This window comes from Flexivirga meconopsidis, from assembly GCF_026162425.1.
GTDB classification, from domain to species: Bacteria; Actinomycetota; Actinomycetes; order Actinomycetales; family Dermatophilaceae; genus Flexivirga; species Flexivirga meconopsidis.
This window is the reverse complement of the sequence record NZ_JAOBQJ010000005.1, coordinates 565,833-587,596: the sequence shown is the minus strand read 5'-3', so window position 1 is coordinate 587,596 and position 21,764 is coordinate 565,833. Positions and strand designations below refer to the sequence as shown.

The 21,764-nt window shown below is 69.8% G+C and carries 21 protein-coding genes; 14 read left to right on the top strand and 7 right to left on the bottom strand.

The window, feature by feature from the left end; translation table 11 throughout:
* Positions 1-153 precede the first annotated feature (153 nt).
* Both N2M23_RS19260 and N2M23_RS19255 read left to right on the top strand, forming a co-directional pair.
* Complete coding sequence (locus N2M23_RS19260; protein ID WP_265447766.1) at positions 154-831, top strand: response regulator transcription factor; 678 nt, start codon at positions 154-156, stop codon at positions 829-831.
* Between the two features lie 6 nt (positions 832-837).
* A complete protein-coding gene (locus N2M23_RS19255) occupies positions 838-1,863 on the top strand; it encodes a sensor histidine kinase (protein ID WP_265447764.1) in 1,026 nt (341 codons plus the stop codon).
* On the opposite strand, the gene N2M23_RS19250 is transcribed toward N2M23_RS19255, so the two are convergent.
* Positions 1,851-2,375: a GtrA family protein gene (locus N2M23_RS19250; RefSeq protein ID WP_265447762.1), complete on the bottom strand. Its 525-nt coding sequence runs from the start codon at positions 2,373-2,375 to the stop codon at positions 1,851-1,853. The two genes, N2M23_RS19255 and N2M23_RS19250, sit on opposite strands and share 13 nt — an antisense overlap.
* A 73-nt stretch (positions 2,376-2,448) precedes the next feature.
* On the opposite strand from N2M23_RS19250, the gene N2M23_RS19245 reads away from it, so the two are divergent.
* Entirely contained in the window at positions 2,449-3,624 is a 1,176-nt protein-coding gene (locus N2M23_RS19245; protein ID WP_265447760.1) for a 5-(carboxyamino)imidazole ribonucleotide synthase, read from the top strand.
* Entirely contained in the window at positions 3,621-4,130 is a 510-nt protein-coding gene (gene purE / locus N2M23_RS19240) for a 5-(carboxyamino)imidazole ribonucleotide mutase (RefSeq protein WP_265447758.1), read from the top strand. Before N2M23_RS19245 ends, purE begins: the two co-directional genes overlap by 4 nt.
* Before the next feature lie 621 nt (positions 4,131-4,751).
* On the opposite strand, the gene N2M23_RS19235 is transcribed toward purE, so the two are convergent.
* Positions 4,752-5,933: a nucleotide sugar dehydrogenase gene (locus tag N2M23_RS19235; RefSeq protein WP_265447756.1), complete on the bottom strand. Its 1,182-nt coding sequence runs from the start codon at positions 5,931-5,933 to the stop codon at positions 4,752-4,754.
* Positions 5,934-6,074: 141 nt separating this feature from the next.
* Here N2M23_RS19235 and N2M23_RS19230 point away from each other — a divergent pair, with 141 nt between their 5' ends.
* Positions 6,075-7,241: an acyl-CoA dehydrogenase family protein gene (locus N2M23_RS19230; RefSeq protein ID WP_265447755.1), complete on the top strand. Its 1,167-nt coding sequence runs from the start codon at positions 6,075-6,077 to the stop codon at positions 7,239-7,241.
* Between the two features lie 4 nt (positions 7,242-7,245).
* Here N2M23_RS19230 and N2M23_RS21060 read toward each other — a convergent pair whose 3' ends face one another.
* Positions 7,246-8,586 carry an LCP family protein gene (locus N2M23_RS21060; protein WP_265447753.1) on the bottom strand — a complete coding sequence of 447 codons (1,341 nt, stop codon included), beginning with the start codon at positions 8,584-8,586 and terminating at the stop codon, positions 7,246-7,248.
* Positions 8,587-8,680: 94 nt separating this feature from the next.
* Between N2M23_RS21060 and N2M23_RS19220 the strand changes: the two genes are divergently transcribed.
* From N2M23_RS19220 to N2M23_RS19210, 3 genes are all read left to right on the top strand, one after another.
* Entirely contained in the window at positions 8,681-9,655 is a 975-nt protein-coding gene (locus N2M23_RS19220) for a glycosyltransferase family 2 protein (protein ID WP_265447795.1), read from the top strand.
* A gap of 65 nt (positions 9,656-9,720) precedes the next feature.
* Positions 9,721-10,542 carry an ABC transporter permease gene (locus N2M23_RS19215; protein ID WP_265447752.1) on the top strand — a complete coding sequence of 274 codons (822 nt, stop codon included), beginning with the start codon at positions 9,721-9,723 and terminating at the stop codon, positions 10,540-10,542.
* Position 10,543: 1 nt separating this feature from the next.
* Complete coding sequence (locus N2M23_RS19210) at positions 10,544-11,587, top strand: ABC transporter ATP-binding protein (RefSeq protein WP_341870614.1); 1,044 nt, start codon at positions 10,544-10,546, stop codon at positions 11,585-11,587.
* A gap of 51 nt (positions 11,588-11,638) precedes the next feature.
* On the opposite strand, the gene N2M23_RS19205 is transcribed toward N2M23_RS19210, so the two are convergent.
* Genes N2M23_RS19205 through N2M23_RS19195 form a run of 3 tightly spaced genes read right to left on the bottom strand, consistent with a single transcriptional unit; the run spans position 11,639 to position 13,681 of the window.
* Entirely contained in the window at positions 11,639-12,265 is a 627-nt protein-coding gene (locus N2M23_RS19205; RefSeq protein ID WP_265447751.1) for a 3-oxoacid CoA-transferase subunit B, read from the bottom strand.
* Positions 12,266-12,267: 2 nt separating this feature from the next.
* A complete protein-coding gene (locus N2M23_RS19200) occupies positions 12,268-13,041 on the bottom strand; it encodes a CoA transferase subunit A (RefSeq protein WP_265447749.1) in 774 nt (257 codons plus the stop codon).
* Positions 13,042-13,051: 10 nt separating this feature from the next.
* Complete coding sequence (locus N2M23_RS19195; RefSeq protein WP_265447747.1) at positions 13,052-13,681, bottom strand: TIGR03089 family protein; 630 nt, start codon at positions 13,679-13,681, stop codon at positions 13,052-13,054.
* A 42-nt stretch (positions 13,682-13,723) separates the two neighbouring features.
* Between N2M23_RS19195 and N2M23_RS19190 the strand changes: the two genes are divergently transcribed.
* Positions 13,724-15,043: a cytidylyltransferase domain-containing protein gene (locus N2M23_RS19190; protein ID WP_265447745.1), complete on the top strand. Its 1,320-nt coding sequence runs from the start codon at positions 13,724-13,726 to the stop codon at positions 15,041-15,043.
* Here N2M23_RS19190 and N2M23_RS19185 read toward each other — a convergent pair.
* Positions 15,031-16,062, bottom strand: coding sequence for a PseG/SpsG family protein (locus N2M23_RS19185; RefSeq protein ID WP_265447743.1), 1,032 nt, complete (start codon positions 16,060-16,062; stop codon positions 15,031-15,033). The genes N2M23_RS19190 and N2M23_RS19185 overlap by 13 nt on opposite strands.
* A 79-nt stretch (positions 16,063-16,141) precedes the next feature.
* On the opposite strand from N2M23_RS19185, the gene pseB reads away from it, so the two are divergent.
* From pseB to N2M23_RS19160, 5 genes are read left to right on the top strand one after another with little or no spacing between them, the layout of a single operon-like run.
* Positions 16,142-17,131, top strand: a complete 990-nt coding sequence (gene pseB, locus N2M23_RS19180) for a UDP-N-acetylglucosamine 4,6-dehydratase (inverting) (protein WP_265447742.1) — start codon at positions 16,142-16,144, stop codon at positions 17,129-17,131.
* A 51-nt stretch (positions 17,132-17,182) separates the two neighbouring features.
* Positions 17,183-18,316, top strand: coding sequence for a DegT/DnrJ/EryC1/StrS family aminotransferase (locus tag N2M23_RS19175; RefSeq protein ID WP_265447740.1), 1,134 nt, complete (start codon positions 17,183-17,185; stop codon positions 18,314-18,316).
* 4 nt (positions 18,317-18,320) lie between these two features.
* Positions 18,321-19,196 carry a hypothetical protein gene (locus tag N2M23_RS19170; protein WP_265447739.1) on the top strand — a complete coding sequence of 292 codons (876 nt, stop codon included), beginning with the start codon at positions 18,321-18,323 and terminating at the stop codon, positions 19,194-19,196.
* Complete coding sequence (locus N2M23_RS19165; RefSeq protein WP_265447738.1) at positions 19,183-20,046, top strand: hypothetical protein; 864 nt, start codon at positions 19,183-19,185, stop codon at positions 20,044-20,046. Before N2M23_RS19170 ends, N2M23_RS19165 begins: the two co-directional genes overlap by 14 nt.
* Positions 20,043-21,689 (top strand): hypothetical protein, encoded by a 1,647-nt coding sequence (locus N2M23_RS19160; protein ID WP_265447737.1) that lies wholly within the window; start codon positions 20,043-20,045, stop codon positions 21,687-21,689. Before N2M23_RS19165 ends, N2M23_RS19160 begins: the two co-directional genes overlap by 4 nt.
* Positions 21,690-21,764: the final 75 nt, after the last annotated feature.

The following is a 21,764-nucleotide window of genomic DNA, read 5'->3' as shown; positions in this document are numbered from 1 at the left end:
TGCCCAACCACCTCTCATGCTCGAACTGATACGCCGCAAGCTATGTCATATTTCATGGCCTGACCATCCCCGCGGTGCTATCCCCGGGGGTAGCCCTGAGACTGTGCAAACTCTGCCGTATAACCGGCGTGGGGGAGAACTACTATCGCCACCATGACCCGCGTGCTGTTGGCCGAGGATGATCCGGCGATCTCCGAGCCGCTGGCCCGCGCCTTACGCCGTGAAGGCTACGAGGTCGAGGTCCGCGAGGACGGGGCCGCGGCGCTGGATGGCGCCCAGAGCGGGCCCGATCTGGTCATCCTCGATCTGGGGCTGCCGACCCTCGACGGGCTGGAGGTATGCCGCAGGCTGCGCTCCTCCGGCAGCTCGGTGCCGGTGCTCATCCTCACCGCGCGCGCGGACGAGGTCGACACCGTGGTCGGTCTCGATGCCGGCGCCGACGACTACGTCACCAAACCGTTCCGGTTGGCGGAGCTGCTGGCCCGCACGCGGGCGCTGCTGCGCCGCACGCCGCCCGACGAGGTCATCGACACCCCCTTGGTCCGCCTGGACGCCGAGGCGCGCCGTGCGTTCCTGGGTGACAACGAACTCCAATTGACGGCAAAGGAATTCGAGCTCCTGCGGGTGCTCGTCCGCGAGCAGGGCAAGGTCGTCTCCCGCGAGCAGTTGATGCACGAGATCTGGGAGACCGCCTGGCTCGGCTCGACCAAGACGCTGGACATGCACGTGTCGGTGCTGCGCCGCAAGCTCGGCGACGACGCCACGCAACCGCGGTTCATCACCACCGTGCGGGGCGTCGGATTCCGGTTCGAGTCCGCCGGAGGGGACTGAGCGCCGGTGCGCGCGCGACTGACCCGGTCGGGCTGGCGGATCGCGCTGCCGGCGTTGCTGCTGGTCCTCGTCCCTGCCCTGATCCTGGCGTCCGGCTGGTGGCAGCGCGGTGTCGTTGCGGCCTGCGGCGTGCTCGCCGCGCTGGTGGTATGGCGCCTCACCCTCGCCGAGGCGGCCTCGACGGCTACGCCGGTGGAGGAGCTCACCCGGCGCGCCGAGCGCGTCGAGGACGGCCCGATCATCTTCGAACCACTGCGCAGCGGGATCGACGAAATCGACCGCATCTCACAGGTTTTCGAAGGCCATGCAGCCAACCTCACCCGCACCCTGGCGGCCGAGCGCGAGTTTGCCTCCGACGCCAGCCACCAGTTGCGCACCCCGCTGACCGCGCTGTTGATGCGGCTCGACGAGATCTCGATGAGCGAGGAGATCGCCGAGGTGCACGAGGAGGCGATGGTCGCGATCGACCAGGTCGAGCGTCTCACCGGAGTCGTCGACAAACTGCTGCAACGGGCGCGCGAGACGCCGGGTGGCGGCCCGCTGCCGACCATCTCGCTGGACTCGGTGATCGCGGAGCTGCAGCGCGAATGGCAACCGTCCTTCGCCGCCGCCCGGCGCAGCGTCAAGGTGAGCGGCGAACGCGGTCTGCAGGTGATCTCGAGCCGCAGCGGGCTGCTGCAGATCCTGGCGACCCTCTTCGAGAACACCCTGCAGCACGGCAGCGGCACGGTCGAGGTGATGGCCCGGCGCAACGGGCCGTCGGTGGTGGTCGAGGTCAGCGACGTGGGCAAGGGCGTCGACCCGGCGCTCGCGCCGCACATCTTCAAACGCCGGGTCACCACCGGCGGCACGGGTCTTGGGCTGGCGCTGGCGCGGGACCTCGCGCAGGCCAATGGCGGCCGGTTGGAGCTGCGCAGCGCGCAGCCGGCGGTGTTCGCGCTCTTCCTGTCCGAGGGCACCCCGGTGCCTTCGGCATTGCCCGAGCGCGGCACGGTGACCGCCGCGCTGCGGTCAGCAGATCACGCGGAGTGACGCTGCGCGGGTGAGTCGACCGCGCCGTCGTGCATCGGGTCGGTGAGTGCCTCGGCGACCGGCTCGGTGTCCACCGGTTCGTTGGCGAAGACGTATTTCTTGTAGGCCCAGAACCGGAAGACCGTGCCGATGCCGATCCCGATGAACGCGTTGATGTTGAGCCAGAGGGTGCCCTGCAGCCCCAGCGTGTAGTGCGCGAACGCCACCCACGCGGTCGACAGCCCGAGCGCGATGCCGTTGACGATGAAGAACAGCAGCACCTCGTGGTGCACCGGCCGGTTCCGGCGGTGCCGGAAGGTCCAGTAGCGGTTGCCGATCCAGGCGAAGACCGTGGCGACGCCGCCGCTGATGAACTTCGCGGTGGTGATCTTGTTGTCGAGCGGGCCGCCGTCGCCGGCAAGGTAGTTGAACAGGCCGATGTCGACGAAGGTGTTGAGGACACCGATCACGCCGAACTTGGCGGCCTCGCGCCATACCGACTGGATCAGTGTCTTGATGCGTTCCCCTAGCACACGGTCCAGAGTAGAGGTAGGCGCTGGGCGGTCACTGTCAAGAGGGTGTCGGAGTGCGGATTAAGGTGTCGGGGTGATTGCACCGAAGCGCGCGCCGGGCGGCTTCCCGGTCGTCGGCATCATCGGCGGCGGCCAACTCGCCCGAATGTGCCAGCCCCCGGCCGAGAACCTGTCGATCACCCTCAGTGTCCTCGCCGAATCCGCAGACGCGGCAGCGGCGTTGGTGATCCCGTCGGCGCCCGTCGGGTCGCACCTCGACGTGGACGAGGTGCTCGATTTCGCTCGCGACTGCGACGTGGTCACCTTCGACCACGAGCACGTGCCGGCGCCGGTGCTGCACGCGCTGGTCGAGGCCGGCGTGCCGGTGCACCCCAAGCCCGAGGCGCTGATCTACGCGCAGGACAAGCTGGTGATGCGCGAGCGGCTGACCGAGCTCGGCATCCCGTGCCCGCCGTGGGCGCAGGTGGCCGACCGGGTCGAGCTCGCTGCGTTCGGCGACCTGCACGGCTGGCCGGTCGTGCTCAAGACCCCGCGCGGCGGGTATGACGGCAAGGGCGTCCGCCTGGTCGACTCCGCCGAGCAGGCGCAGGACTGGTTCGACCACGGGGAGCCGCTGCTCGCCGAGGCCCGCGTGCCGTTCAGCCGCGAGCTGGCCGTGCTGGCGGCCCGCAGCCCGTCCGGGCAGGCAGGGGTGTGGCCGATCGTGCAGACCGTGCAGACCGACGGCATCTGCACCGAGGTGCTGGCGCCCGCGCCAGACCTCGACCCGGAGCTGCAGGCGCAGGCCGCGCAGGCGGCCCTGCGGCTTGCCGGGGAACTCGACATCACCGGCGTCTTCGCGGTCGAGATCTTCGAGGTGCCCGGCCGTCGTGGCGGGCCCCCGTCATACGTGGTGAATGAGCTGGCGATGCGCCCGCACAACAGCGGGCACTGGACGATGGACGGGTCGGTGACCTCGCAGTTCGAGCAGCACCTGCGGGCCGTGCTCGACCTGCCGCTGGGGGAGGTGACGCCGCGTGCGCCGTGGACGGTGATGGGCAATGTGCTCGGCGGCGCCGACGAGGAGCTCTACTCCACCTACCGGCATCTGCTCGCCCGGGACCCCGGGCTGAAGGTGCACCTCTACGGCAAGGCGGTCCGGCCGGGCCGCAAGATCGGGCACGTCAACGTCTACGGCGACGACCTCGAGCAGTTGCGGATTCGTGCGCAGCACGCCGCCGACTACCTGGAAGGCACGGTGCGGGAATGACCGCGGTAGGCATTGTGATGGGCAGCGACTCCGACTGGCCGGTGATGGGCGCGGCCGCCGAAGCGCTCGACGAGTTCGAGGTGTCCTACGAGGCCGACGTCGTCTCCGCGCACCGGATGCCGGCCGAGATGATCGCGTATGGCGAGCAGGCCGCGGACCGGGGTCTGCGGGTCATCATCGCCGGCGCCGGGGGAGCGGCCCATCTGCCCGGCATGCTCGCGTCGGTGACCACGCTGCCGGTCATCGGGGTGCCGGTGCCGCTGAAGTATCTCGACGGGATGGACTCGCTGCTGTCCATCGTGCAGATGCCGGCGGGTGTGCCGGTCGCGACCGTGTCGATCGGCGGCGCCCGTAATGCCGGGCTGCTTGCGGTGCGGATGCTTGCTGCCGCCGGGGGAGCCGGCGATGCCGAGGGTCAGCGCCTCACCGCCGCGATGCGCGACTTCCAGGTCGCGCTGCGCGATCATGCGCATGCCAAGGGGGCCAAGCTGCGCGAGCAGCTGTAGCGCGGCTGGTTGCTGCTGTGGCTCGGGGCGGGGGCGGGGGCGGGGCGTGCGGGTGTGGGGTGTGCGGCGTGTGGAGGTGTGCGGGAAGTGCGGGCAACTCGCCATACCCGCATAACTCACCGAAAAGGTGCGTGACGCGCCGTGTGCGCTCGCTGGCGCGGCGCGTCGGCCACCTTTTCGGTGAGTCTGTGTGCGCGGGAGGGCCGGGGTCACCTTTTCGGTGAGTTTGTGTGCGCGGTCGGCCCTGGGCGTGCATAAGTCGAAACGGTTGCGGCCTGTGCGCGGTCGGCTGACCCTGGGCGTGCATAAGTCGAAACGGTTGCGGCCTGTGCGCGGTCGGCTGACCCTGGGCGTGCATAAGTCGAAACGGTTGCGGCCTGTGCGCGGTCGGCGGGCCCTGGGCGTGCACAACTCGAAACGGTTGCGGCCTGTGCGCGCGGGGCAACTCGCCATACCCGCATAACTCACCGAAAAGGTGCGTGACGCGCCGTGTGCGCTCGCTGGCGCGGCGCGTCGGCCACCTTTTCGGTGAGTTTGTGCGCGGGAGGAGGGCGGGGGAGGGCCGGGACCACCTTTTCGGTGAGTTTGGCGACCCCCCCGCCGCACCCGGCTCGCAAAACCCTAGCTGTCGGAGCCGAACAGGTCTCGGGTGTAAACCTTTTCGGCGACATCCGCGAGCTCGTCGGTGCGGCGGTTGGCGACGATCAGGTCGGCGCGCTGCTTCAACTCGTCCAGGTCGTGGGTGACGCGGGAGCCGAAGAACTCCTGCTCGGCGAGCTCCGGCTCGTAGACCAGCACCTCGACGCCCTTGGCCTTGAGCCGCTTCATGATGCCCTGCACGCTGCTGGCCCGGAAGTTGTCGGAGCCGGACTTCATGATCAGCCGGTGGATGCCGACCACCTTCGGGCCGCGCGACAGGATGTCGCTCGCGACATAGTCCTTGCGGGTGGTGTTCGCGCTGACGATGGCGCTGATCAGCGTCTGCGGCACGTCGGTGTAGTTGGCGAGCAGTTGCTTGGTGTCCTTGGGCAGGCAGTAGCCGCCATACCCGAACGACGGGTTGTTGTAGTGCCGCCCGATGCGTGGGTCGAGACCGACGCCCTCGATGATCTGCTTGGTGTTGAGGCCGTGCCGTGCGGCGAAGGTGTCGAGTTCGTTGAAGTAGGCGACCCGCATCGCCAGGTAGGTGTTGGCGAACAGTTTGATCGCCTCGGCCTCGGTCGAGTCGGTGAGCAGCACCGGCACGTCGGTGTCCTCGGCGGCCTCGACCAGCAGGTCGGCGAACCGCTGGGCACGGTCGCTGACCTCGCCGACCACGATCCGTGACGGGTGCAGGTTGTCGTAGAGCGCCTTGCCCTCCCGCAGGAACTCGGGGGAGAAGATCACGTTGTCGGTGCCGAGCTTCTTGGACACCTCGGCGGTGTAACCCACCGGGATCGTCGATTTGATCACCATCGTCGCCGTCGGGTTGAGGGCCGTCACGTCGGCGATCACGCCCTCGACGGTCGAGGTGTTGAAGTAGTTGGTCTGCGGGTCGTAGTCGGTGGGGGTCGCGATGATCACGAACTCCGCACCGTCATACGCCTCCTCCTTGTCGAGGGTGAAGCGCAGCGACAGGTCGGCGGTGGCGAGCTGGTCCTCGATCTCGGCGTCGCTGATCGGGCTGCGCTTCTGCTGCAGCATGGCGACCCGGTCGGCGTCGATGTCGAAGGCGACGACATCGGCGACCGATGCCAACAGCACCGCCATCGAGAGTCCGACATAACCGGTGCCGACAACGGTGATCCTGCTGCGCTCAGACATGGGGCAAACGGTACCCGTCGGTGGTCACCTGCTCGCACACGACTGAGCCAACCGCGACGACATCGAGCGATCCGGGCGTGAGAGTATGCCGGAGATCGACCGGTGAGCCAGCCGTTACAGGATGAGTAGGAACTGCCAATCGTGAGTCAGACCGACGACCTCTACCCGCTGTTCAAAATCTCCGAGGACCACGAGGCGCTTCGGGAGGCCGTGCGTGCCGTGGCCGAGGACAAGATCGCCCCGCATGCCGCGGAGGTCGACGAGAAGAGTGAGTTCCCGCAGGCGGCGCTGGACGCGCTGGTGGCGTCGGACTTCCACGCGCCGCACATCGCCGAGGAGTACGACGGGGTCGGCGCCGACGCGCTCGCGACCTGCATCGTGATCGAGGAGGTCGCCCGCGCGTGCGCCTCGTCTTCGCTGATCCCGGCGGTCAACAAGCTCGGCTCGATGCCGGTCATCCTCGCCGCGAACGACGACATCAAGAGCAAGTACCTGCCGCCGGTCGCGCGCGGCGAGGCAATGTTCTCCTACGGACTGTCCGAGCGGGAGGCCGGCTCGGACACCGCGTCGATGCGCTGCAAGGCGATCGCGGACGGGGACGACTTCGTGCTCAACGGGCAGAAGTCGTGGATCACCAACGCCGGGGTCTCGCAGTTCTACACCGTCCTCGCCGTGACCGACCCCGACGGTGAGCGCGGCCGCAACATCAGTGCGTTCGTGGTGGAGAAGTCCGACGAGGGCTTCGGCTTCGGTGAGCCGGAGCGCAAGCTCGGCATCAAGGGTTCGCCGACCCGGGAGTTGCACTTCGACAATTGCCGCATCCCCGGTGACCGGATGGTCGGCAACCCCGGCGAGGGGTTGAAGATCGCGCTGCGCACCCTCGACCACACCCGCGTCACGATCGGTGCGCAGGCGGTCGGCATCGCGCAGGGCGCGCTCGACTACGCGATCGGCTATGTCAAGGAACGCAAGCAGTTCGGCAAGGAGATCGCGCAGTTCCAGGGCCTGCAGTTCATGCTCGCCGACATGGCGATGAAGCTGGAGACCGCGCGCCAGATGGTCTACGTCGCGGCCGCCAAGTCCGAGCGCGGCGACGCCGATCTGCCGTTCTTCGGCGCGGCCGCCAAGTGCTACGCCTCGGACGTCGCGATGGAGGTCACCACCGACGCGGTGCAGCTGCTCGGCGGCGCCGGCTACGTCAAGGACCACCCGGTGGAGCGGATGATGCGCGACGCCAAGATCACCCAGATCTACGAGGGCACCAACCAGATCCAGCGCATGGTGATGGCCCGCCAGCTGCTGAAGTAGGGCGCTACTGCGAGACGCTGATCGACCGGTCGTTGTTCAGGTCGTCGAACAGCTTCTTGGCCCGGGTCTGGTCCCAGAGCACGCCCGACTCACCGCCGATGTAGTAGTTGGCGTCGGCGACCGGCACCTGAACCGACTGGCCACCGTTGGTGATGCCCTTGAGCGTCCACATGATCTTCAGCGCCCGCCACGGTGACATGTCCTTGTCGACCGCGACGCCCTTCGCGCCGGACTCGCCGATGCTCTTCAGCCGCCACGGCACCAGCAGGTTGCCGGGGCTGGCGACCTTCTTCATCAGCGCGCCGAGGAACTCGCGCTGGTGCTGGGCCCGCGCCAGGTCGCCGGTGGCGAACGCGTGCCGCGACCGGACGTAACCCAGTGCGTCGGCGCCCTTGAGGTTCTGGCAACCCTTCGGCAGGTCGATGTGCGCGTAGTCGTCCTTGACCGCTTCCGGCAGGCACATTCGCACACCGCCGACCGCGTCGACGACCCCGGCGAAGCCGCCGAACCCGATCTCCATGTAGTTGTCGATGCGCAGCCCGGTCGCCTGCTCGACGGTCTGGACCAGCAGCTTGGGCCCGCCGTAGGTGAAGGCGGCGTTGATCTTCTGTTTGCCGTGTCCGGGTATGTCGACCCAGCTGTCCCGCTGCACACTGATCAGCGTCGGCTTCCCGCTGTCCGGCATGTGCAGCACCATGATCGAGTCGGTGCGGGCGGTGCCGCCGCCGACGCTGGCACCACCGGTGCGCAGTTTGTCGGCCTCCGCGTTGGTCATCCCGACCCGCGAGTCCGACCCGACGAGAAGCACATTGGTGCCCTTGCCGCCGCCCGGGCGGTTGCCGCTCGGGAACGCCTCGACCTTGTTGACCTTGCCCCATGCGGACATGCCGGCCCACACCAGCAGCCCGGCCCAGAGCGCGACGATCACCGCGAGTACGACGAGCACGCGCAGCCAGGTGCGCTTGCGACGCGGCGGACGCACACCGCTCGCCGGCGCGGCGTCGGGTCGCGGCCCGCGCGGGCCGTTCGGGCCCACCGGCCGCCCGGGACCACCGGGACCACCGGGTCCACCAGGACCGCCGGGTCGCCCCGGCTGGCGCGGCGCCCGGTCCCGCGACGCGGCAGGCGCGTCCTGCGGATAACCGGCCGGCCGGGTCGGCATCACCCGCGTCGAGTCGTATCCGGGCTGGTAGCCGGGCGGCGGCGCGGGCTGCTCGGCCCGACCCTCGGGGGCCCTGCGCACCGGGATCTGTTGCGGCTCTTCCGTCGGCCGTCGGCGAGGACGCCGGGGGGCATCCTTCCCCCGGCGGGTATCGATGATGATCGGCTCGTCGTCGTCCGGCACCGGATGAGGGTAACGTCCCAGCCTGGATTGCTCATGTAGCCTGGAGAGCGTGCCTGAATCCGAAACCCTCGTATTTGACGGCGTTTCGGTGATCATGCCGATCCTCGACGAAGAGCGTTATCTCGCCGAATCCGTGCGTGCCGCGCTCGCCCAGGACGTCCCGTGCCCGATCGAGGTCATCCTCGCGCTGGGCCCGTCCGGGGACCGCACCGAGGACGTCGCCCGCGAGCTGAGCGCGGCCGATCCACGGGTCAAGCTGGTCGACAACCCCAGCGGCCGCACCCCGGACGGACTCAACGCCGCGATCACTGCCGCGTCGTACGACGTGGTTGCGCGGGTCGACGGCCACGGCATCCTCTCCCCGGGCTACCTCGCGACCGCGCTCGGTGCGCTTGCCGAGACCGAGGCCGCGAACGTCGGCGGCATCATGGACGCACAGGGCACCACCGACTTCGAGTGCGCGGTAGCGATCGCGATGAAGTCGAAACTCGGCGTCGGTGGCGTGCGGTTCAAGCAGGGCGGCGCGGCCGGGCCCGCCGACACCGTGTACCTCGGCGTGTTCCGGCGTTCCTGGCTGGACAAGGTCGGCGGTTACGACCAGCGCTTCTCCCGCGCGCAGGACTGGGAGATGAACTACCGCATCCGGTCCGCGGGTGGGCTGGTCTGGTTCACCCCGCAGCTGCAGGTCACCTACCGCCCGCGCGGCTCGTTCCGCGCGCTGGCCCGCCAATACCGCCAGTACGGCCAATGGCGCCGGGTCGTCGCCCGCCAGCACAAGGGCTCGATGAACGCCCGCTACCTCGCGCCGCCCGTGGCGTTGGTCACCATCGCGGCCGGCGCGGCCGGCGGGTTGGTATGGCGCCCGCTCTGGGTGCTGCCTGCCGGGTATGCCGCGGCGATCACCGTCGGCGGCGCCGCGATCTCGCGCGGCTCGGCGCCCCGAGTGCGGGCCCTGGTCCCGCCGGTGCTCGCGACCATGCACCTGTCCTGGGGGTGGGGCTTCCTGACCAGCCGCATTCGCCTCACCGGCGACGTTCAGCAAACGTCCAGAGACCGCCGGGTAGCCTGACGACGCTCCGATCCGGGCGCCGCCGGGCGCCATACCGACTGAAGACTTACGAGGAACCGATGGACATGGCTGTGCGCCTGCGGCGCATTGTCGAGCACCGCAAGGTGCTCTGGACGCTGGTGAAGCGTGACCTGCGGGTGCGTTACGCCCGCAGTGTGCTCGGCTACCTGTGGACGCTCATCGACCCGTTGGCGATGGCGCTGATCTACTGGTTCGTCTTCGGCGTGATCTACCACACCAACTCCGAAACCCGCAGCGACGGAGCGCCGTTCGTGCTCTTCCTGGTCGCCGGCCTGCTGCCGTGGAACTGGTTCAACGCCTCGATCACCGAGTCGGCGCGCGCGCTGTCCTCGGAGCGGCTGCTGGTGCGCTCGACCAACCTGCCGCGCGAGCTGTGGGTGATCCGGTTGGTGATCGCCAAGGGCATCGAGTTCCTGATGTCGCTGCCGATCCTGTTCGCCTTCATGTTGTGGTTCCGGTATGGCGCGGGCCAGATCTCGATCCACCCGGAGCGTTTCCTCTACTGGATCCCGGCCCTGCTCATCGAATTCGTGCTGTGTGTCGGGATGGGCTTCGTGATGGCGCCGGTCACCGCGCTGGTCGACGACTTCGTCCGGCTGGTCCGCATCGCGCTGCGCATGCTGTTCTACCTGACCCCGATCGTCTACTCGAGCCAGATCCTCGCCGACCGGGCACCATGGGCCAAACACATCCAGCAGTTCAACCCGCTCACCGGGGTGAACGACATGTTCCGGCAGGTGTTCATCCCGCACCAGGCGCCGGACTACCACGCGTGGATCCTCGCGGTCGTGGTGTCCTGCCTGTGGGTGGTCTTCGGCATGTGGGTCTTCAAGAAACTCGAGCCGTCGGTGCTGAAGGAGATCTGAGATGTCCGACGACACAACGCAGCTGGGCCCGATCGGCGAGCCGGTCATGGGGGAGAACGGCAAGCTCCGGTGGCGCCCGGAACGTCGCAAGAACGACCCGCCCGGCTACGACCCTGAGCACAAGAGCACGATGGCCGACTACGGCTTCCCACCGGTGCCGAGCACCGTGGAGTGGAAGACCGACCCCGGCCGGCCGGTCATCGAGGTCGACAACCTCGGCATCGAGTTCCTGCGCGGCCGCAAGCGCAACCTGTCGCTGCGCGAGATCATCTTCCGGGGCGGCAGCGCGCACGAGAAGGACACCTTCTGGGCGCTGCGCAACCTCAACTTCACGGTCGGTCGCGGCGAGGCCGTCGGTCTGGTCGGCGGCAACGGTGGTGGCAAGTCGACGCTGCTGAAGATGATCGCCGGCACGCTCCTGCCCGACGAGGGCAAGGCGACGGTGCGCGAGGGCGTCGCCCCGCTCATCGAGCTGACCGGCGGCTTCATCGGGGAGTTGTCCGCCCGCGAGAACGTCTATCTGACCGCCGGTCTGCACGGCATGGCGCGCGAGGAGATCGACGCGCGTTTCGACGACATCGTCGACTTCGCCGGACCGCAGGTGCGGGCCGGCCTGGACGTGCCGTTCCGGCACTTCAGCTCCGGAATGCAGGTGCGTCTCGGCTTCTCGGTGATCACCTGCCTGGACGAGCCGATCATCCTGGTCGACGAGGTGCTCGCTGTGGGCGACGCCGCCTTCCGGGAGAAGTGCTACAACCGGATGGAGAACCTGCTCGACCAGGGCCGCACGCTCTTCCTGGTCTCCCACTCCTCGGCCGACCTGCTGCGCTTTTGCACCCGCGGTCTCTACCTCAACGGCGGCGAGCTCGTCGGCGACGGGCCGATGGACGAGATCATGGACCGCTACATGAGCGACCTGCTCGGTGACGGGCACCAGCTGCCGACCCCGGAAGAAGCCGTCGACCGGCGGTTGGCGCGCGAGGACGCCCAGATCAAGCGGCGGCTCAAGCGCGAGGCGGACCGGGCCAGCGCCGTTTCCGGCTGACCTCGCGCGGGCGGCCGCGTCAGCGCAGACGCCTCGGGCGTGGGTTGCCCCTCAGTGCAACTGCGCCGCGGTCTTCTCGCGGACCTCGTCCTCGGTGACACCGCCCGCGACCTCGACGAGCTTCAGGCCGTCGGGCGTCACGTCGATGACCGCCAGGTCGGTGATGATGCGCTGCACGACCTGCTTGCCGGTGAGCGGCAGGGTGCATTCGGGCAGGATCTTGGCCGAGCCGTCCTTGGCGACATGCTCCATCAGCACGATCACCTTGCGCGCGCCGTGGACAAGATCCATCGCACCGCCCATGCCCTTGACCATCTTGCCGGGAATCATCCAGTTGGCGATGTCACCGGCCTGCGACACCTGCATGGCGCCGAGGATCGCGGCGTCGACCTTGCCGCCGCGGATCATCCCGAAGCTGGTGGCCGAGTCGAAGATCGACGCGCCCCGGCGCAGCGTGACCGTCTCCTTGCCGGCATTGATCAGGTCGGGGTCGACCTGATCGGCGTCGGGATAGGCGCCGACGCCGAGCAAGCCGTTCTCCGACTGCAGCACCAGCTCGACGTCGTCGGCGACGAAATTGGGCACCAGCGTCGGCAACCCGATGCCGAGGTTGACGTAGTCGCCGTCGGCGAGCTCGCGTGCGGCCCGGGCGGCCATCTCGTTGCGGGTGAGCGCCATGTCTACTGACCGTCCTTGGTGGTGACCTTCTCGATGCGCTTGTCGGCGGCCTGCTCCGGGGTGAGCGCGACGACGCGCTGCACGTAGATGCCGGGCAGGTGCACGTCGTCGGGTGCGATGTCACCGGGGTCGACCAGCTCCTCGACCTCGGCAATCGTCAGCCGACCGGCCATGGCGGCGAGCGGGTTGAAGTTGCGGGCGCTGGAGTGGAAGACCAGGTTGCCGTGCCGGTCGCCCTTGGCGGCGCGCACCAGCGCGAAGTCGGTGGCGATGGAGCGCTCCAGCACATAAGGACGGGTTCCGCCGGCGAACTCGAACTCGCGGGTCTCCTTCGGCGGGGAGGCGAGCTCGACCGAGCCGTCCGCGGCATACCGCCACGGCATGCCTCCGTCGGCGACCTGGGTGCCGACACCGGTCGCGGTGTAGAAGGCCGGGATGCCGGCGCCGCCGGCGCGCAGCTTCTCGGCGAGCGTGCCCTGCGGGGTCAGCTCGACCTCGAGCTCGCCCTCCAGGTATTGCCGGGTGAACTCTTTGTTCTCCCCGACGTATGACGCGACGATGCGCCGGATCCGCTTGTCGCGCAGCAGGATCCCCAGGCCCCAGTCGTCCACGCCGCAGTTGTTGGAGACGACCTCCAGGTCGGTCGCGGCGCCCTTGTGCAGGGCATCGATCAGCACACTCGGGATGCCGCAGAGACCGAATCCGCCCACGGCCAGCGACGATCCGCTGCTGATGTCGGAGACGGCTTCGGCTGCGGAGGAGACAACCTTGTCCATGTGATCGAGGTTACAAGACCTGGGTCACGCCCTCGGCGGCGAGGCGGTCGTCTCGGCGGCTGCGGTCGGCGGAGCGCTGGATCACTACCGAGCCTCCGGCGAGCAGCACGCGCACGACGGTAGCCAGCAGTGCCGCATCCGCGTGTTCGACGAGAACCCTTGCGTCCTGGGCGATTTCGGCTGCGGACAGGTCCGCGTAGGTCGTCCTGGCCGCAGTGATCGCCGGGGTCGAGTCGTCGAAGGTGCCCACCGGGGGCGGCGGGGCGTCCGGCATCGCCTGGAGCGGGCTGGCCGCGAGCGACGCGGCCGGCTCGACCAGGTCTGCGCCGGCCGGGCCGGTGTCGAGACCGACAGTCGCGTCGCCCGCGCCGCCGGTCAGGTCGACCGTCAGCCCGCGACTCCACCCGGCCAGCGCCCAGTAGACCGCCCGCCAGTGATCGGCCGGGACGGTCAACGCCAGCACACCGCCCGGCTCGGCGGCCGCCTCCAGGTCCAGCCAGTTGCCCGCCTTGGCCACCCAGTTGAGCAGGGTGCGGGCGGACAACTCGATGCGTTCGCCGGTGCTGTCGTCATACCAGGTGAGCAGGGGGCGTCCCGGGTCGTTGGTGCGCAGCGCCATGGTCAGTCCGTCAGGGGTCACCGCAGCAGCGTAGGCAAGCGTCAGGAGATAGCGTCGGTCCCCATGCGCGTCCGAGTGGTCATCCAGTCCCGCCTGTCGTCGTCGCGCCTGCCGGGGAAGGCGCTGCTCACGCTGGTCGGGCGGCCGCTGGTCGTGCTTGCCGCGCAGCGCGCGTCGAACACCGGCCTCGAGGTGGTCGTGGCCACGAGCGCCGAACCCGAGGACGACGTGCTGGCAGCGGCACTGACCGATGCGGGCGTCCCGGTCTTCCGCGGAGACCTGCACGACACGCTGCACCGCTTCGCCGCGGCCACCGCCGATCTCGACGACGCCGACCTGGTCGTCCGGCTCACCGGTGACAACGTCGGCCCCGACGGGACGTATGTCGCCGAGCTCATCGACCGCATGCAGGACGCGGGGGAGGACTACATCCGGGTCACCACCGACACCATCTACGGCCTGGGAGCCGAGGTCTTCACCGTGGGACTGCTGCGCACCGCGGACCGGGAGGCGGATGCGCCATACGACCGGGAACACGTGACTCCCTGGATCCGCCGGCACAGCGCGGACCTGACCTGGGTGCCGCCGGTGGAGGGCGCGGCCGGTCGGGTGCGGTGCACCGTGGACACCCTGCTGGATTTCACGATTGCCGCCAAAGCCCTTGCCGGAGTGGAGGATCCGCTGGCGTTGACCTGGCGCGAACTGCTCGACCGGTGGGTCGCCGCCGGTGGCGCGATGCCGGCGCCGTTGCCGGGCGGTATGCCGAACCCGCTCGCGGTCGGGCCGTGGGTGCTCGACACCTCCGGGCTCGGCGAGCTGCGGGACGCGGCCGAGGCGTCGCGGGTGCTCGAACTCGCGGCGGCCTCCGGGGTCACCCACCTGGAGACCTCCCTGGCGCACGCCGGGAGCGCGCCGCGTGTCGGGCAGGCGCTCGCGCACGGACTGTCCGAACGGGTCGGGGTCATCGTCACGCTGCCACCGGGTATGCCGGAGGGCGTCGACGGTGCGGTCTGGGAGGCGATGGCCCGGCTTCGGGTCGGCGGCGTCGACGTGGTCGCGACCGCGGGATGGTCGGACTTCGTGGCGCACGGTGACGAGCTCGTCGCGCTCAACGCGCAGAGCGTCGCCCGGGCGCTCGGGTCGGTCGTGGTGCGGGCGCAGGAGCTGACCGCGGCGCTCGCCGATCGCCGTATCGGCTACCTCGAGGTCGCACCGGGACTGCTCGATCAGCTGCCCGCGGAGCATCCGGAGATCGTGGTCGCGGTGCGCTGCCAGTCGCCCGATGAGGCGCAACGCGCGCTCGCCACGCCGGGGGTGACCACCGTGCTGCTCGCCGCCGCATCGCCGGCGCAGGTGCGTGACCAGGCGACTCAGCTGGGCTGAGCGGCGGTCAGCGCGTCGGCGACCCGCTGCCGGCCGCGCCCGTCGAACAGGCGCTGCCCGCGCGACGCGAGGGCTGCCGCCGCGGAGGGGTCGTCGATCAGGGCACGCAGGGCCCCGGTGGCGCGGGCGGCGTCGAACTGCCACAACCGCCCGAGCCCGGTCGCGACCCCGGCGTCCAGCGCCTGGCGGTAGCCGAGCTCCTGGTTGTCGGCCACGCACACGACCGCGGTCGGCACCCCGATCGTCAGCAGCTCCCACACCGAGGACCCGGACGCAGTGATCGCCAGGTCCGCCGCGGCGGCGCGCGCTGCCAGGTCAGGGTCCGGCGGGACGGTCCGCACGGTCTGGCCCGGGCCGGGGGTGAGCGCGCGCAGTCGGGCGGCGATGCCGGGGTTGCCGGCCACCACCGTCACCTCGAGCGGCGCGCCGGTCGCGAGCAGAGCGGGTATGACGAGGGGCGCGGCGCCCATCGGGTCCGTGCCGCCGAAAACCGCCAGCACCGAACGGATTTCGCCAACGTCAACGGGCGCACGCCGACGGTTGAGCACCGAGTCGCGAAAGAGCGCGTAGTCGGCCCCGGCCAATGCCACCGAGCCCGCGGGACCTCCGGCGTGCGGCGTCGACCCGAGGTTCTGGTCGACGTAGAGGTCGGCCTCCTGGCCGCCGCCAAACTCGCCGTCGACCATCGCCAGCACCGTCGCACCCGCGGCGCGCAGGGCGGTGCCGGCGTCGGCGGGCAGCTGGTAGCCGTCGAGCACCACCGTGTCGAAGCCGGCGGACCGTGCCTGCTCGGCGAGCGCCGGTCCGGTCGTGGCTGCCGGCATACGGTCGAAACGCGCGCGGGTGACCAAAGTCTCCAACCAGGGCACGTCCGCGAGGTCACCCCACACGGTCACCTGGTGGCCGCGGTTGCGCAGCTCCTCGCCGAGCGCGAGGGACCGGACCGCGTGCCCGACGCCGATGCGCGCTCCCGCGTCACAGCGCAGGCCGACGCGGGGCGTCGCAGGAGCGGTGGTCATCGCCCCCGAATGTTAACCTCTTGGGCGGTCCGCGCGCCCTTGCGCGACCTCGAATGTCGTCCGAATGCGGGAGTCCTGAGTGTCTGAGTTGCAAGGTTCGTCGGTTCTCGTGACGGGCGGCACCGGGTCGTTCGGCAAGGCGTTCATCCGGCGCCTGCTCGACGACGTGAAGCCCAAGCGGGTGATCGTCTACTCACGCGACGAGCTGAAGCAGTGGGAGGTGCGCCAGCACTTCGCCGACGACCCGCGGCTGCGCTGGTTCATCGGCGACGTGCGTGACCTGCCACGGCTGCAGCGGGCGATGCACCAGGTCGACTACGTCGTGCACGCGGCGGCGCTGAAGCAGGTCGACACCGGGGAATACAACCCGTTCGAGTTCGTCAAGACCAACGTGCTCGGCTCGCAGAACGTCATTGAGGCCGCAATCGACGCAGGGGTGAAGAAGGTCGTCGCCCTCTCGACCGACAAGGCGTCCAGCCCGATCAACCTGTATGGCGCAACGAAGCTCACCGCGGACAAGCTCTTCATCCTCGGCAACCACTACGCCGCCGCCTACCCGACTCGCTTCGCCGTCGTCCGCTACGGCAACGTGACCGGATCACGCGGGTCGATCGTGCCGAAGTTCCGCGCGCTGCACGAGGCGGGTGAGTCGCTGCCGATCACCGACCTGCGTTGCACCCGCTTCCTGATCACGTTGCCCGACGCCGTGCAGATGGTGCTCGACACCTTCGACATGATGCAGGGCGGCGAGCTGGTCGTGCCGCACATCCCGTCGCACAAGGTCACCGACCTCGCGCAGGCGATCGCCCCGGGCGCCAAGATGCACGACATCGGCCTGCGCCCCGGCGAGAAGCTGCACGAGGAGATGATCTCGCCCGAGGAGGGCCGCCGCGCGGTCATCGTGCAGGACGGCAAGTACTACGTGCTGCAGCCGGAGCTGGCCAGCTGGGGTTACAAGCCGATCGAGAACGCCACCCCCGTGCCCGAGGGCTTCCACTGCTCCTCGGACAAGAACGACATCTGGATCGACGCCGACGACATCCGCAAAATCCTCGAATCGGGCGTCTAGGTCACCCCCACTTCTCCAGGGACCACGACGCGCAAAGGAAACCTGTCGACAGTGTTGAACTACGGCCGCCAGTCGATCAACGACGAGGACATCGCGGCGGTCGCCGCAGTGCTGCGCGGTGACTGGCTCACCACCGGTCCGGCGGTCACCGCCTTCGAGCGTGCCGTCGCCGACACCGCCGGGGTCGCCGAGCCGGCCGTGTCGGTCACCTCCGGCACCGCGGCCCTGCACACGGCATACGCCGGCCTCGGGCTCCGGCCCGGGGACGAGGTCATCACCACCCCACTGACCTTCTTCGCCACCGCCACGTGTGCAATGTGGCAAGGCGCCAAGATCGTCTTTGCCGACGTGAGCGAGGACACCGGCAACCTCGACCCGCAGGCGGTCGAGGCGGCAATCACCAGCAACACCAAGGTGATTGCCGGGGTTGACTACGCGGGGCACCCGATCGACGCGCCGGCGCTCCGCGAGCTCGCGCACGCGGGCGGCGCGCTGCTGCTTGAGGACGCCGCCCACTCGATCGGCGGCACACTCGACGGGGTGCCGGTCGGCTCGTTGGCGGACGTCACGACGTTCTCGTTCTTCCCGACCAAGAACCTCACCACCGCCGAGGGCGGCGCGGTCGTCGGCGCCGATCCCGAGGTGCTGGAGCGGGCCCGGCTGTTCAAGAGCATCGGCTACACGCGCGACCCGGAGCAGCTGCGTAACGGCGAGGGGCAGGGCGGCTGGTACTACGAGGTGCACTCGCTCGGCCTCAATTACCGGCTGCCCGACGTGCTCGCCGCGCTCGGCAGCAACCAGCTGAAGCGGCTGGCCGACTTCAAGCAGCGCCGCACCGAGGTGACGGCGCGCTACAACGAGGGCTTCGCCGGCATCGAGGCCCTGCGCACCCCGACCCAGCGGGACGGCGCCGACCCGATGTGGCACCTCTACCCGCTGCGCGTCCTCGACGGCCGCCGCCGCGAGTTGTTCGACCACCTGCGCGCGAACGACATCGGGGTGCAGGTCAACTACATCCCGGTGCACCATCAGCCGATCTTCGCCGAACTCGGTTGGCGGCAGGGGCAGTTCCCGGTCGCCGAGACCTACTCCAGCCAGGAGATCAGCCTGCCGATGTTCGCCGACCTCACCGACGACGACGTCGACCGGGTCATCGAGCTGGTGCGCGGGTTCGTCGGCGAGTAGGTCGATGCACCACGCCAACGCCTTCTACGGCCATGCCGACGTGCTGGCCCGCTACTGCGGCGTCGCCGACCCGGGCCCGATCTGGGGCTACCTGCAGCACGGCTGGAACCTGCACGACGGCTTCGCCGTGGGCCACGAATTCACCCCGGGCACACCGAAATTCGTCTGGTCGGAGTCGGTGCGGCGCCGCGGCTGGTCGCTCGGGCAGCGGGACTATGTCGTGGTCGGCGCACCGTGGAGCTACCTGTTGGCCATGCAGCCGAAGCCGCCGCCTGCGGGTGAGGGCACGATCGTCTACCCGTTCCACGGCTGGGAGGGGCAGCAGATCGTGGGGGACCACGCGGCATACGCCGACGAGGTGCGCGCGATGGAGGGTGACGTGCCGCTGACGATGTGTCTCTACTGGAATGACTATGAGCGTCCGGAGATCCGGAAGATCTACGCCGACAAGGGTTTTCGGGTGATCACCCACGGCCGGCGGGGGCACATGAACGCCGGCGGCGACACCGACTTCCTGGACGCCCAGCTCGCCGAGATGTCCGCCCATCGCCGGGTGGTGAGCAACCGGCTCGGCTCCGCGCTGCTCTACGGCGCGTCGCTGGGCCGCGAGATCGGGGTCTACGGCGACCCGATGGTGCTGCAGAACGACCACGCCGTACTCGGCGGCATGGCCCGGCAGCTGCGCCTGTTCCCGCAACTGCACACCCCGCAGGTGGACCCCGCCGATGCGCAGCGGGTCGCAACGAGCGAGCTCGGGATCGACCAGCGGTGGACGCCGCAGGCGTTGCGTCACCGGCTCGGGTGGCAAGATTGCGATCCGTTGCCCGCAGCCGAGACGGCCCCGCGCCCGGAGGAGGAAGAACCACGTGGACTCCAGTAACCACTGGTACGGCCACGCCAACATCCTGGCCGACTACTGCGGCTTCGACTTCGACGCGCCGCCGCGCATCGAAGGCGTCGTGCAGCACGGCTGGACGTTCGTGCACGGGTTCGGTTTCGGGCACCAGCCGCCGATCGGGTTCACCAAATACGCCTGGTCCGACGTGTGTCGCCGGCGCGGGCAGGCGATCGGCTGGCGCGACTACCAGGTGATCGGCGCACCGATGCTCTACCTGGACCGGCTCCTGCCGCCGGCGCCGGACGACCCCGAGCCGGAGGGCACGATCTGGTACCCGTTCCACGGCACCATCGACTACGAAGCGGTCTCCGGCGACCACGACCGGCTGATCGCGCAGATCAACGAGGTCGAGGACGGCCCGGTCACCATGTGCCTCTACTACGTGGAGTACGAGATCCCGGCGATCCGGCGCAAATACGAAGACGCCGGCTTCCGGGTGATCACCCACGGTCGCCGAGGCCAGTTCTGGAAGGGCGGCGACACCGACTTCCTGATCAAGCAGCTGCGCGAGGTGCGGCGGCACAAGCGGCTGTGCTCCAACCGGCTGGCGACCGCGACCTTCTACGGAGCCGCGATGGGCAAGGAGTGCGGCATTTACGGCGACCCGATGGAGATGCACGGGGTCAAGCCCGGCTTCGACGGCGGGCCGCTGCTGGACTGGACCTTCCCGCAGATGCGCGGTGAACACCTCGACCCGGGCGCGGCGCAGGCCACCGCCGACCGTGAGCTCGGCAGGGACGCGCTCATGTCGCCGGACGAGCTGCGGCTTGCGCTCGGCTGGCAGCACGAGTGGGAACTGCTCCAGACCAACCAAGACAAGGGGATCGCATGACGTCGACCGAGACCGGACGCCCGGAGAACGTGCGGTTGGTGCCCGGTGCCATGCAGCACTGGTCCGACCTCGACCGGCAGGTCGTCGGTGCCTCGACGGCGGTGCGCGCGCTCGTCCGGGAGGTGGTGTCCGGGGCGGGTCGCGTCGCGATCGTCGGTGCCGCGCCGCTGGACCTGATCACCGGACTCGCCGACGAGACGCCCTCGCTGACCGTGATCACCCGCTCCATCCCGGACGCGGTGACGGTCGGTGAGCTGCTGCAGGACGTGACCGGCGTGCAGGTCGTCTGTGGCAGCGCCGCGCAGGTCGAGGACACCTTCGACGCCGTCGTCGTGCTGGCCGATCTGGCCGCCGTGCAGTCGCTGGAGGCGGAGCCGGTCACCTGGCGGGCGGCGTACGACGACGTCCGCACGCTGGTCGCGGACGGTGGCCGACTCCTGCTCGGCATCGAGAACGAGCTCGGCCTGCAGCGGATGACCGCGCTGCGGTCGCGCTACACCACCGACACCGACGCCGACTGGTCGGTGACCGCCACCTTCGACGCCTCCCGGCCGCGCAGCCTCGAGGCGGTCCGAGAGCTGTGCGCCGCCGACGACGCAGCGCGGGTCGAGGCCGCCTTCCCGGACTGGCAGCAACCGACCGTGCTCGCCTCCGTCGATCCGGCACCCGCCGGTGCGCTGCGCCAGGTGCTGGAGGCCGTGGTGCTGGCGTCGCCGTCATACCGGCAACTCGGCGCGGACCCGACCCGGGTCACCCGGGCGGCGGTGCTGGCCGGGCGCCTCCTCGACTTCGCCTCGGGGTGGTATGTCGTGACCGGTCTGCCCCGTGCGGGCACCGCGACGGTGACCGAGTCCGGCGGGCAAGGCGCGGTGGTCAGCTACACGCAGGACGGCCCGGGCGCCGTGCGGCGCGTCGGGCAGGACGGCACCGAGCGGGTCGTCGACGTGCCGCAGGACGCGCGCCTGGTCTCGGAGGACCTGTTGGACGCCGCCGCCGGCGGCGACCTGACCGCCCTGCGCGTCGCAGTGCGCGACTTCGCCGACGGCGTCCGCTCGCGCGCCGACGGCGGCGTGCTGCCGGCCGAAGTGGCCGACGTCCGACCCGACAACGTGCTGCGGACCGCGGACGATCTGGTCGTGATCGCACCGGCGCACACGTCGGCCCCGGTCGAGGACGCGCTGATCACCGGTCTCGCCGACCTGGTCGCCACGCTGCGGGCGCGCGGCGCCCGGCACCCGTGGCCGGCCGCGATCGACGACGCGACGATGCTCGGCAACCTGGTCGCCATGGCCGGCATCGACCCGCAGGCCGCCACCGGGCGCACCGTGCCGACCACCGGGCAGGACACGCCGCTGCCGGCATACGACATCCCGGGGTTGCTCGCCGTGGTCGAGCGGCTGACCCACGCCAACACCGCGCTGGCCTCGAAGGCCGCGTGGTTCGAGCAGCGGCTCTCGGTGCGCGAACGCGAGATGCGGGCCCGTGCGGAGCAGCACCGGCGGCAACTGGCCGACGCCTCCCGCGGGCAGGAGATCCTGCGCAGCCGGGCCGAGGACATCCGGCGCTCGTTGACCTACCGCGCCGGCAACGTCATCCTCGGGCCGGTGCGCAATCTGCGCTCGCGCACCCGCGACAAGCTCTGACGGCAAAAGGACATCAGCGGAGCTGAGGAACGAATCCTCGCCTCAGCGCACCCGGCCGAAGGACGGCCAAATGGC

Bases quoted from the DNA above. Each gene is read 5' to 3' on its own strand.
- N2M23_RS19260 (WP_265447766.1), top strand. From the start codon at position 154: ATGACCCGCGTGCTGTTGGCCGAGGATGATCCGGCGATCTCCGAGCCG.
- purE (WP_265447758.1), top strand. From the start codon at position 3,621: ATGACCGCGGTAGGCATTGTGATGGGCAGCGACTCCGACTGGCCGGTG.
- N2M23_RS19235 (WP_265447756.1), bottom strand. From the start codon at position 5,933: ATGTCTGAGCGCAGCAGGATCACCGTTGTCGGCACCGGTTATGTCGGA.
- N2M23_RS19220 (WP_265447795.1), top strand. From the start codon at position 8,681: ATGCCGATCCTCGACGAAGAGCGTTATCTCGCCGAATCCGTGCGTGCC.
- N2M23_RS19215 (WP_265447752.1), top strand. From the start codon at position 9,721: ATGGCTGTGCGCCTGCGGCGCATTGTCGAGCACCGCAAGGTGCTCTGG.
- N2M23_RS19210 (WP_341870614.1), top strand. From the start codon at position 10,544: ATGTCCGACGACACAACGCAGCTGGGCCCGATCGGCGAGCCGGTCATG.
- N2M23_RS19205 (WP_265447751.1), bottom strand. From the start codon at position 12,265: ATGGCGCTCACCCGCAACGAGATGGCCGCCCGGGCCGCACGCGAGCTC.
- N2M23_RS19200 (WP_265447749.1), bottom strand. From the start codon at position 13,041: ATGGACAAGGTTGTCTCCTCCGCAGCCGAAGCCGTCTCCGACATCAGC.
- N2M23_RS19190 (WP_265447745.1), top strand. From the start codon at position 13,724: ATGCGCGTCCGAGTGGTCATCCAGTCCCGCCTGTCGTCGTCGCGCCTG.
- N2M23_RS19185 (WP_265447743.1), bottom strand. From the start codon at position 16,062: ATGACCACCGCTCCTGCGACGCCCCGCGTCGGCCTGCGCTGTGACGCG.
- N2M23_RS19170 (WP_265447739.1), top strand. From the start codon at position 18,321: ATGCACCACGCCAACGCCTTCTACGGCCATGCCGACGTGCTGGCCCGC.
- N2M23_RS19160 (WP_265447737.1), top strand. From the start codon at position 20,043: ATGACGTCGACCGAGACCGGACGCCCGGAGAACGTGCGGTTGGTGCCC.